The sequence below is a fragment of the Porphyromonas bobii genome, assembly GCF_943169685.1.
In the GTDB taxonomy this organism is placed as follows: domain Bacteria; phylum Bacteroidota; class Bacteroidia; order Bacteroidales; family Porphyromonadaceae; genus Porphyromonas; species Porphyromonas pasteri.
In genome coordinates this window covers 247,394-259,246 of record NZ_CALPBU010000002.1, presented here as the reverse complement: position 1 = coordinate 259,246, position 11,853 = coordinate 247,394, and the positions used below count along the sequence as shown (strand labels likewise).

Genomic DNA, 11,853 nt, shown 5'->3' with positions numbered 1-11,853 from the left:
CTCCGACAAAGGTAGTCTATACAAAGAAATCAGGCGACAACGGGGCGGGTGCCACCATTGTCGCCTGATCGGATCCTTAATGAGTGGAGATGCGGGGGTTCGAACCCCGGTCCAAACATGGAACTAATCTGCTTTCTACATGTTTATCCTCACTTTAGGTTTTCGTGCACCGCCCGCGACTGAGGCTACCATAGGCAGTGCCTTATCCCTCTAAATACACTCCCAAGCCAAGGGCAAGCATTGGGCCAGTCTCCGATTTTCCGGCACCACTATGATCAAGTCGCCTCGGTGAGAACGGCTACCTGAGTGATGTCTCGTCACAACAGTCTGTCGTCGTGATGAAGCGTCGAACCTACTCTATTCGGTTACGCAGCGAGAGCGTAGTTATTTTCGCCAGTTGAATTTTTGCTCTGTGAGATTAGAGTGCTCACAAGCCTTGCACTACATGCTTACAAACCACTTCTTCATGCTGTCAAAGCCAGGTCATCCCCGTAAGGTCTGTACTGCAAAGATAGTGAAAAGGTGGGAACACTGATGCTGAGTGCCTTGCTCTATATTTTAGATACGCCTCCCAGCCTCCTTGGGGAAGAGCTCCACGGCCCCACGTGGACACCCTCTGACCTCATCTCTTACGTGAGCTCCACGCCTCTATCCCAGCGATCTTCAAAGAAAGAGATCTCTCTCTGGGAGATCCCCAGACGGTTGGCAAGACTTTGCCAATCGTCAAGTGCTTCGCGTACCTCGTCAATGATGGATCGGGCTACCTCACGGGGAAGCATATATTCCTCGGAAGCCTCCAGCAAGATACCGAGGTTTGCCTCTGACGTGGTGCTATTGATTAGCAGGCTCTGGTGGGAGCTAAGCGTTGGGTTCATGTCGTAGGCAGGCGACAGAGTCCACCCCTTACGTGTGAGCAGGAAGCCGTGGTTGCGGAAGTGGTCATCGCTATTGCCGATACAGATGTTGAAGGCTACACGGCGATACAGATCCCTCAGGTTCTGCTCCGTGTCTCCGCTGTGCCTCAGGATGAAGTCCACGATGTCGAGGTAGCCGTAGCCACTCGAGGCATTGTCCCCATCCTGCAGTCCAAGGAGGGTCATCGCTGAGGCGAAGTGTATGCGCTTCCCCTCGCCCACTCGGTCAAAGCGCTCGGAGATGAACGTGTGGTACTCGTCGCCTGATCGGAGGACTCGAGTACGTGCAGTTTTGATCCCCGCCCTCGTGGCAAGCTGGTGGCATAAGTGCTCCCATAGCCCCGCGTCATAGTCATCTCGCCGAGAGGGGAACTTAGCGATACAGAGCGTGCCGTCCGTATCTACGACACTCGCCTTAGGCCTCGCTCCCCCGAGTGAAGAGCCAGGCTGTATGAGTTGGACGATCCAGCGTTTGTCGGGGAGCTCATTAGCGAGTTCACTGCGCTCGATCTCCTTGCTTGCAGCCTCGAGGGTGCGTATATCCGTCAGGGGAGGGATGCGGAGCGAGGAGGCGCTGTTGATGAAGTCGCCATCCGCCTCTTCCCTGAAGCGTAAGGCTCCCATACGAGCGTAGTCATCGATCCCCAGCAGATAGTCGAAGGAGGAGAGTCGTCTCAGTGGGCGCTTTTCCTCTCGTGCTAAGATCTGCTCCCGACGGAGGTGTAGGGTGCGCCCCCATCGGTCAGGGAGAGCATCAGAGAAGCAACCAAAGATATCCCGATCGCTGGCGGTGTACTGGATGCCTGGGTAGTTGTTGAGATCAGCACTCAGGTATAGCCCGCCGTGCGCTTGTAGCCACTCCTCACTGAAGCGGAAGCTGTAACTATCCGTGCCACGCAGGGATTCGTAGCCAAGTTCACCGATGAGGGTGGGAGCAGGAAGCCAATCGAAGTCGGCATAGACGAGTAGGGTACGCATAGCTTATTCCTTCTTGCTGGCACGACGCCGCTGGGTAAGGGAGAGATCTTGGAGGCGACGGCCAAGTTCGTCTTCACCCGCTATGTGAAGGAGGTCATCCTCCAGCTGAAGGGCGTAGAGGACACGAGCGTAGATACCGAAGGATACCGAGGGCGATCCCTTCTCGACACGAGCGACCGTGAGGGGCGAACAGGTAGCACGCTCAGCGATCTGAGCAATGCTGAGGTTACGACGAAGTCGGGCGAGCTTGATCTGCTCCCCCACGATCTGCATCTTCTGCTCCAGTTTGCGGGGAAGCTTTGTCCCCATCGTATTCTTTGCCATACACTCAACCTATCATATTATATGCAAATATAGACAATTTACTTATCTATTATATGTGTTGATAGTGAAGGCTTATACGGATATTCACCCCTTCAAGGAGCTAAGGGCACGGAAGGAGCCCAGCACCAAAGAATGAGAAAAAGAGCGAGTGAGCGTCTGCCCTTTTGTAGCGGTATCTGGGGGATACTTGCCGAAGTGATATCGGTATGCCTACCCGCTGAAAAGGAGAGCCCGTAGTGAAGGGTGGTAGAAACCAGTAGTGGTCCGCGAGCAAACCAGTAGTGGTCACGAAGCGAAGCAGTAGTGGTCACTATATGCAACCACTACTGGTCGGAGCACGAACCACTACTGGTCGCTCTTCCCCCTTCGTAAGAGTACAAAGAAAGCCCCCCACAAGCTCGCATGAGTGAGCTCGTGGGGGGCTTAGCGAATCGGCTGGGGAATTACTTCTTGAGAGGTAGGACGCTCGTCACGATACCAGCTGACGTGTGCGCGCTGTAGTCAGGTGCGTAGCACGAGACGATGCGGGCGACGGTGCCAGCGAAGCGGCCTGCACGTGCCACATACTGGTCGTAGCTGAGGAGGTACGTACCGCGGTTGAGATGGTCGATGTAGAAGTTCGTCTCCGTGTCCTTCGGCTCGACATAGTAGCCCGTACCTTCGCCCCACTCATAGCCGGGCTTCTGGATGATGGGCTCCGTGAAGCCTGGGCGGGGGTCGATGACTTGGACAAAGTCGAGGGACTGCTCGAGGCGGATCGTGAGACGTGTGCGGAGGCGGTCACCGACACGCAGCTCCTGCCCTTCGGCGAGTGGTAGGAGTTCATCGCCCTTGCTCCCTCGACGCAGGAGGAAGGTCTCACGTGTGATCTGGATTTGCTTGCCACGTACCTCTACCTCTGCCGTGGGCAGGGTGTAGGTCGCCGTAGCACTCCCCCAGAGGACGGCAGGCTGCGACTGCGAGAGCGTCAGGACGGTGTCGGGGTGGACGGTACTCGTGAAGGGCATCTTCACCTGCAGCCGGTCGCCCTCGAGGCGGATGGCTTCGCCCCCTACGACGGGCAGATCAATGCGTGCCTGTGCGTCCTTATCCAGCTCATGAGCGATAGGATCGCCGAGCGTGAGCCCGTAGACGGCTTCGGCCGTCGGGAGGTCACGCCCCCATGAGTTGGTGCGCTTCTGAGCGACGATCCAGCGCTTGATACCGCTGATACGCTCGATATCCATGATGGCGGGGTCGGAGAAGAGCTCCAGCGTCTCGACGGCAGCGGGCAGTGCACGGCTGATCCACGAATAGCTCCCTGACTGCAGGCGGGCGAAGAAGAGCCCCGTCTCATCCTCGACGAGGTAGTCACGGATGCTCTCGACGAGCTCCATGGCGAGCTTCTTCTCCCCTGCACGGAGGAAGATCAGCGCTGCACGAGGCTTGTCGTCCAGAGGCATATCACGGAGATTGGTGCGTAGCTCGCGGAGGAAGTAGCTCTCTGCCTTCTTGGCTTCTTCGGAGGCATCACGCAGGCCACGCGTCTTCGCTAGAGCTGCGAGGTAGAGGTAGTCGATGTCAGTGTAGATGTAGGCGCTCTTCCCCGCACGCTTAGCCTTGACGAGCTCAGCATGATCGCGTACGGCCTGCTTGTCCAGTGCCTTCATCCCTCGGCGGATCATCTCCTCAAGGCGCAGACGCAGGGCGGACTCCAGATCGGAGTAGGCGGCCATACGCAGCAGCGTACGCAGCACATACTCGGTGGTATAGAGGCTACCCTTCATACCTGGGTACCACGCCCACAGGCCGTCGGAGGTCTGCAGGTCGCCGAGACGCTTGAGGAGCTGATCGCTCGTGGTCGTATGATCCTGACTGAGGAGGAAGCGAGCCAGCTCACGCTCTTGCTCTGCTTCCTGCTTCAGGCGACGCGCCCAAGGGCTCTTCGAGAGCAGGCTGTCACGCCCGACGAGGGCGCCATAGCTGGTACCCCTCTGCGTGGACTCGGGAGCGTTCAGCACACCCTCTGCCCACTTATGTAGGGGCTCATAGCCTACGAGGAGGCGGGCTACCGACTGCCCGAAGAGGGCCGTGGCAGCAGCGAAGGCGGAGGCATCCTTATTATAGGTCATCACGGGGAGTGCCGTGAGTGCCAGACGCGAGGCGTTGGGCTGAAGGGTGACGGTGAAGAGCCCCGACTCAGGGATCTTGCCCGTAGAGGGGAAGAGCGGAGCCAGCGAGATGCGCTGTGTCCCCTCGGAGTGCGTGGAGAAGGCGATCGTCTCGGTGATGGTCTCACGGTCGGAGAGGACAGGCAGGATATGCTGCTCGCCATCGGAGGAATGGTTACCACGGGCGATGACACGCACGCCGACGGAGTCCAGACCACGATAGCCCTCCAGCGGGAGGCTAAGGGTCGTAGCTGACGAAGCGGCGATGTCGAAGGTCTGTTGTTGGGTCGAGCGCACCGCACCACTTGCGGGATCGAAAAGCTCGAGGGTCAGCGTACCATACTGTGCCTCGGGGCTCTCATTGCGCACCTCGGTGACGAGGGTGGCGGCATCGCCCTCACGGACGAAGCGAGGGAGCGTGGGGCGGATACTGAATTCGCGAGATGTCTCTACCGTGCGGCGCTCAATATGATGATCCAGCGTACGGCTGTGGGCGTTGAGGACGAGACGCCAGCGAGAGAGCTGCTCAGGGGCATTGAAGCTCCAGCTGACCTGTCCCTTGCTATCGGTCTTTAGCTCGGGGAGGAAGAACGTCGTCTCGGAGAAGTCCTTGCGGAGCTTCACGGTGGGGGCGCTCTCTTCTGCCTTTTTCGCACGAGTACGAGAAGAGCCCATATCGGAGGGGGCAGAGACGATCTTATATTCTGCTGAGAGCTGCATCGTGGATCTTGCACCATATAGCATAGGGCTACCGACCGCGAGCATCGTCTCTACATTGTCCTCTTCCTCATCATCATCTTCTTCGGCAGTAGCCGACTTCTTAATGAAGGGTGAGCGGAATTCCCCACGAGGCTTATCACCCAGCCAAGCAGTCCACCACGCTCCATCTGGATAGCGCCCTCCACTCTGCTTATAGGTAGAGGCGTAGTAACTACCGAGGAGGTGCGAATGTACAGTCTCCTTCAGACGCAGCGTAGGACGCCATGGCTCCAGTGTACCGAAGGCTTCGAGGGCGGCATCGTACATCCAGACGGCCACCGCCACACCTTCAGCAGGATGCCCCTTATCGTCACGGAGCGTGAAGCTCCACGTCTCCTTATCGCCTGCCTTCAGTCGGTCACGGAAGCTATCCCACGTGATCTGCAGCTCCTTCTTGGGTTGTGTGCGCTGAAGCTTCACCTCTTCGCGGAGGAAGCGACCGTCACGCACGGTGTAGAGCTTTACATCGATCTCTTCAGGCTCGGTGGGCTCCTTGGAGATATCTATCGGGAGCGTACACAGCGCACCAGCCTTCGGACGAAGGACGCCCGAGGCAATGGGGCCACGCTGACTATATACACTATAGTAGATGTAGGCATCGGGGAGGCTCGTCGCATAGTAGACGACGGGCTTCTTCCCTGCGCCATACTTCCCGTCGCCTGCGGAGAGGAGCAGGGGCGCACGCAGGTCGCTGACCTTGCTGTCACGCGTATCGAAGAGGTAAAGAGCCATCTGCCCAACATAGGAGAGCGAGTCGCGGTACTTGACGGTATAGTCCAGCTCATAGCGTCCCGAGGGAAGGGAAGCTAAGCGAGGAGCGAGCTCGATGATGCTATCAGTAGGCGTCGTCCCCTTCAGATGCACCTTCCCACCACTCGTGAGGCGATAATGAACGGTCGGAAGCTCGGAGCGAAGCGTATGGAGCTCGTTCGTGAAGCGAAGCGTCGTGCTCGCACTCTTACGGTCGATGAACTGGGGCAGATTCACATTCACCACTCCCACAGGCTGACCGATGGGGATATTCAGGATCTCCTGATGGCTCTCACCAGCACCGTCCGTCGAGGTGACAGTCAGCGTATAGCTGTACCACGGAGCGAAGTAATCCCCCTTACGCTGCGTGAGCTTCTGGGGATCCTCAGGAAGAGGCACCGTGAAGGAATAGCGCCCCGAGGCATCTGTGACGACCTCCGACGTGATATCCTCTATCTCGCTGCGGTCGCTATAGTCGACGCTCAGCTCTCTGAAGCTCCAGAGGGAGACGGAGCGGCGGAGCGTGTAGCTCACACGAGCATCCGCTACGGGGCTACCACTGAGCGTACGCACCGAGCCCGTGATGGGGAGCGTGCCACCATACTGATAGGGAGGCTGGGGCATATCGACGGTAAGCTCTGTCCCCTCGCGCTTATACTCGAAGACAGCGAACTCACAGCTGAACTCAGGCGAGAGCTCTTGATCTCGCTCCGATGCCGTACGAGCGCGGATACGATAGTCACCCGTGAGACCATCCTTCGGCAGGGTGATGCTGGCCGAGAAGCGCCCGAAGGCATCCGTCTGGACCTTGAGCTCCTGCACCTTTTCATACGATGCATTGATGACCTCAAGCGTGAGGGCCTTCGAAGCTGCTACACGAGCATCCTCTGCGTGCATACGTACCTCGGAGTACACCCCATAGATATGAGCCGTCTGTCCAGGGCGATAGGCGGGACGGTCGGTGGTCACATAGCCTTGGTAGGCATAGAGACGCAGGGGATCAGCTGGGCCATCAGACCTACTCCGACCTCGGGAGTGGTAGGAGTAAGCGATGAGCGGATCCTTCCCCGACGCCATGAAGTAGCGCCACTCCCCATCCTTGAGACGGTAGTAGCCGAGGGCATCAGTCTTCACATCCCCCTTATGCTCGAAGTCTCCCCTGAAAGAGGACAGGTGATAGGTGTCGAAGGACTGATCCGCCACGGGCGCACCGGTGCGAGCATTCAGCCACTGATGAGATCCGACATCCCCCGCTTCATGAGCGAGATAGACGTACTCCGTACGCATCAGACTACTCTCCGCATCCAAGTCCTTGGACGAAGCCTCCGGAGAGTAGCCGAACTTGGTCAAGAGGATATAGTTCCCAGCTGTAGGGAGATCCAGGCTAAAGGGCTCAGCTCCCCTGCCTTCGCCTAAGTCATCGAGCTGGAAGGTCACCTCCTTCGTCGCTATGGGCTTGTCTTGGCGCGTAGGCTTCCAGTCCTCACGCGTATCGGGGCGGATAATCGTAGGGACCTTGTAGAGCTGCACCGTGGCCTTCGTCACGAGATAGGGTGCCTCCAGGTGGACACCTACCCTATCGAGGTAGCTATGGTCAGCCCTCTGTAGGAGCTCAGGGCGACGGCATCGCTTGGCCTCTTCCCCAAGCTGCTTGCGCATCTCTGGAGTAAGCCCCGTCACACGCTGGATGACCGACTCAAGGAAGCGGGCACGGCGCAGACGCTGGTAGGGATAGAGCTCGAGGAGTGAGCCGAGCCACGTACTGACCTCCTGATGGGTCGCATACTTCTTGAGATAACCCTCAAGAGCCTCGATGCGCTGGGTCTCTGTCATCTTATCCTTGTCGAGGAGGATCTGATGCCTGTCGATAAGCGCACGATAGTAGATGCTCTTGCTCGCCTCAGCGGCAGGGCGGAGGGTCTTCAGCACCTCACGATGCAGGGCTTCAAGGGTATCATCTTCGGGGAAGTTGTTGAGTAGCTCCGTACCGAACGTAGGCTCTCCGATCGTCCCTTCATCAATAGAGAAGGCGGCGGAGTAAGGCTTCAGCGAAGCCGACAGCGCTGCGGGATCGCTGATGAGCTCACGGATACGGGTCGTGTAGAAGGTATTGTAGTCCTGCTGGCTCCAGCTCTCGGGATTCACAGGATCGACATGCTTCGCCACGATCTCCTCAGAGCGGTAGCGATAGCGATCCTGATGCCTGTAGTAATAGCGCAGGGTGAAGAGCTTGAGGGCCAGGCGGTCCGTCGCCGTCAGCCAAGGCAGGCTCTTCAGCTTATGAAGGGTCTGGTAGGCATTGATCTTCGCCTCGGGATCTCGATCTATCGTGCGTAGCCAGAGCTCCGAGTAGCCCTGGAGGAGGATATTGAGGTCGTGCTTCTTCATGCCGTAGTCGATGAGTTCGCGGGTGAGCGGGATATTAATACGATTACGATCATTCTGTCGGCTCGTATTGGGCTTGAGGATGCGCTGAATCTGCTGCACCCGTTGGATCTGGGGGGTAGCCTTAGCGCTCTGCTTCTTCTGCCCATAGCTGGGTAACGAGAGCGAGAGAGCCACAAGGAGGGCGTATCTGATCTTCATAAGAGGGAGGGGTATGTGGTGGGGATCAGGTGATTGACTTATACAGCAAAGATAGCAAGCTCTTCACAATACTTGTATCTCTCGGGGCAAGCCTCTTGATTTCTCCATACGAAGCCGCGCTTTTCTGGTGACCGTGCGGGTGAAGAAGATGCGCTTCCACAGGCCGTAGCAGGTGCCTCTCGGGGAGGAGCGAGTGACGCCCAGCTCTCCGATATACCTCTCCGAAGCGACCGAGCAAGCCCTTCGCCTTATCGCGAGTATTCCTCTTATCCTGCAGAGGGAAAAGCATCGTTCTCGTGAAAGAAAAAGCACCTTCACGTAGTGGCTTTTCCGCATCTATGCACGTAGTCTTAAAGACCAGGTATGCAAATCCAAATATCCACGTACGTAGATTTATCGTCCACGCACGTAGCCCAAACTTATCTGCCACTCGTCCACAACTTTTATCCCTACACGGAGCAACAACCTAATATAGGTCACATCACAAAACTATATAGGGATCAGTCCAAAGCTATATAGCTTTCTTCGCCATCCTATATAGGTCAGCCCAGCGACCAATATAGGCCCGTATCCCTACCCTCCGCTGTATAAAAAGGAAACTCCTCTGCAGGCAGGATGCAAGCATCCAGACCTACAGAGGAGCAACCCCTAACAACTAAACTAACAATATCACGTGGGACGTGCGCCCTTAGCGGAAGCGCAGCTGTCCATCTTCGACGTCAAGAGTGATGACGCTGGAGCGGTCGACAGCACCCGAGAGGATGCTCTTCGAGAGCTCATTGAGCACCACATGCTGGATGACGCGGCGTACAGGACGTGCCCCGAACTCAGGGTCGTAGCCTTCCTTGCCGATCCATTCGACAGCCTCGGGCGTATAGCGAAGCTCGATGCCATTGACCTGCAGGAGGCGGGCCGTGCTGTCGAGCTGGATGCGGACAATCTCGTCGATCTCTTTGCGACCCAGCGGGGTGAAGACGATGGTCTCATCGATACGGTTGAGGAACTCAGGACGAATCGTCTTCTTCAGAAGGCCGAGTACCAACTCACGCGTCTCATCGATAGCAGCCTGCTCACCACCAGCGGGGACGTTGGAGAGACGCTCACGGATGAGGTCGGAGCCCAGGTTGCTCGTCATGATGATGATCGTATTCTTGAAGTTCACCAGACGGCCCTTATTATCCGTCAGACGACCGTCATCGAGGACCTGCAGGAGGACGTTGAAGACGTCGGGGTGAGCCTTCTCGATCTCGTCGAAGAGGACGACGGAGTAGGGCTTGCGGCGGATAGCTTCGGTGAGCTGACCACCTTCATCATAGCCTACATATCCAGGAGGTGCACCGATAAGACGAGTGGCGGAGAACTTCTCCTGATACTCGCTCATATCGATACGGGTGAGCATCGTCTCGTCATCGAAGAGGACTTCAGCCAGCGCCTTCGCCAGCTCGGTCTTACCGACACCGGTGGTACCGAGGAAGATGAATGAGCCGATAGGACGCTTGGGGTCCTGAAGACCGGCACGGCTACGGCGTACGGCGTCAGCGACGGCACGGATAGCCTGCTCCTGACCGACGACGCGCTTGTGCAACTCTTCCTCGAGATGCAGGAGCTTCTCACGCTCGCTCTGGAGCATCTTCCCGACGGGGATCCCCGTCCAGCGAGAGACGATATCGGCGATATCCTCGGCAGTGACCTCCTCACGGATCAGAGCGCTATCGCCCTGAGCCTCGGTGAGCTCCTGCTGGATAGAGGCGATCTCGGCTTCCTTCTCCTTGAGTCGGCCGTAGCGGATCTCAGCGACGCGACCGTAGTCACCGCTGCGCTCAGCGCTGTCGGCCTCGATCTTCAGCTGCTCGACCTCGATCTTGCACTGCTGTATGCGGTTGATGAGCTCCTGCTCACGCATCCACTTAGCCTTGTCGCCAGCCTCTTCTTCGCGCAGCATAGCGATCTCCTTGTTCAGCTCTTCGAGCTTCTCCTCGTCGTCCTCACGGCGGATAGCCTCACGCTCGATCTCAAGCTGGGTGATACGACGTGCGATCTCGTCGAGGCCCTCGGGGAGGGAGTCAATCTGCATCCTCAGACGTGCGGCAGCTTCGTCCATAAGGTCGATAGCCTTGTCGGGGAGGAAGCGGTCGGTGATGTAGCGGTCGGAGAGGCGGACAGCAGCGATGATGGCATCGTCCTTGATACGCACCTTGTGGTGGTTCTCATACTTCTCCTTCAGCCCACGGAGGATGGAGATCGAGCTGGCTTCATCGGGCTCGTCGACCATGACCATCTGGAAGCGGCGCTCCAGAGCCTTGTCCTTCTCGAAGTACTTCTGGTACTCGTCGAGGGTCGTAGCACCGATAGAGCGGAGTTCGCCACGTGCCAGAGCAGGCTTGAGGATGTTAGCAGCATCCATAGCGCCCTCGCCCTTACCAGCACCTACGAGGGTGTGGATCTCGTCGATGAAGAGGATGATCTCGCCTTCGCTCTTCGTGACTTCGGTGACGACGGACTTCAGACGCTCTTCGAATTCGCCCTTATACTTCGCACCAGCGATCAGGGCACCCATATCGAGGGAGTAGACCTGCTTAGAGCGGAGGTTCTCGGGGACGTCGCCACGGACGATACGGAAGGCCAGACCTTCTGCGATAGCCGTCTTACCGACACCAGGCTCCCCGATGAGGATGGGGTTATTCTTCGTACGGCGTGAAAGGATCTGCAGGACGCGACGGATCTCATCGTCACGACCGATGACAGGGTCGAGCTTACCGCTACGAGCACGCTCGCAGAGGTTGATAGCGTACTTGCTGAGGGCGTTGTACTGCTCCTCGGCGTGCTGGCTGGTGACGCGGTTGCCCTTACGCAGCTCGTCGACAGCCTTGCGGAGCTCTGCGACCTGCAGGCCGAAGTCGCTCTTGAGGAGTCGAGCTACCGAGGTATCGACCTCTGCGAGTGCGAGGAAGAGGTGCTCGAGAGCTACATACTCATCCTTCATCTCGGTGGCGATGTCCTCAGCCTTGTCGAGTACCTTCGTGGCATCGGAGCTGAGATAGGGTTCGCCACCCGAGACCTTAGGCAGAGCCGAGAGCATACGCTGCAGGCTCTCCTCAAGGCGAGCACGCTGGATAGCGAGCTTAGAGAGGAGGAAGTCAGTAAGACTATCTCCGAGAGTCAAAATACTTGTAAGCAGGTGAACGGGCTCAATGGCCTGATTGCCGGCCTTGCGAGCAAGCTCGATAGCGCTCTGCAGGGCCTCCTGCGACTTGATGGTATACTTATTAATGTTCATTTTATGTCAGGGGGGGTGGACCTTAGTGCCCACGCTACATACCCTTCTGCAAAGCACGTACCCAGCCCCAAAAGCGCGCCATTATGACCGAAACGATGAGATAACATCGCATAAA

Annotated in this window: 4 protein-coding genes and 1 other RNA gene; all 5 read right to left on the bottom strand. The window is 57.6% G+C overall.

Annotated elements, in window-relative coordinates:
• Positions 1-81 precede the first annotated feature (81 nt).
• The 5 genes from ssrA to clpB all read right to left on the bottom strand — a co-directional run bounded on the left by ssrA (position 82) and on the right by clpB (position 11,738).
• Positions 82-491, bottom strand: a transfer-messenger RNA (tmRNA) gene (gene ssrA / locus KO088_RS03610).
• A 138-nt stretch (positions 492-629) separates the two neighbouring features.
• Entirely contained in the window at positions 630-1,892 is a 1,263-nt protein-coding gene (locus KO088_RS03605; protein WP_215493608.1) for a type II toxin-antitoxin system HipA family toxin, read from the bottom strand.
• Positions 1,893-1,895: 3 nt separating this feature from the next.
• Positions 1,896-2,216, bottom strand: a complete 321-nt coding sequence (locus KO088_RS03600) for a helix-turn-helix domain-containing protein (protein WP_044123921.1) — start codon at positions 2,214-2,216, stop codon at positions 1,896-1,898.
• A gap of 443 nt (positions 2,217-2,659) precedes the next feature.
• Positions 2,660-8,461 carry an MG2 domain-containing protein gene (locus tag KO088_RS03595; protein ID WP_215493607.1) on the bottom strand — a complete coding sequence of 1,934 codons (5,802 nt, stop codon included), beginning with the start codon at positions 8,459-8,461 and terminating at the stop codon, positions 2,660-2,662.
• Between the two features lie 688 nt (positions 8,462-9,149).
• A complete protein-coding gene (gene clpB, locus KO088_RS03590; protein WP_215493606.1) occupies positions 9,150-11,738 on the bottom strand; it encodes an ATP-dependent chaperone ClpB in 2,589 nt (862 codons plus the stop codon).
• Positions 11,739-11,853 lie beyond the last annotated feature (115 nt).

Excerpts from the sequence above, each read along its gene's own strand:
- KO088_RS03605 (WP_215493608.1), bottom strand. The coding sequence starts at position 1,892 with ATGCGTACCCTACTCGTCTATGCCGACTTCGATTGGCTTCCTGCTCCC.
- KO088_RS03600 (WP_044123921.1), bottom strand. The coding sequence starts at position 2,216 with ATGGCAAAGAATACGATGGGGACAAAGCTTCCCCGCAAACTGGAGCAG.
- KO088_RS03595 (WP_215493607.1), bottom strand. The coding sequence starts at position 8,461 with ATGAAGATCAGATACGCCCTCCTTGTGGCTCTCTCGCTCTCGTTACCC.
- clpB (WP_215493606.1), bottom strand. The coding sequence starts at position 11,738 with ATGAACATTAATAAGTATACCATCAAGTCGCAGGAGGCCCTGCAGAGC.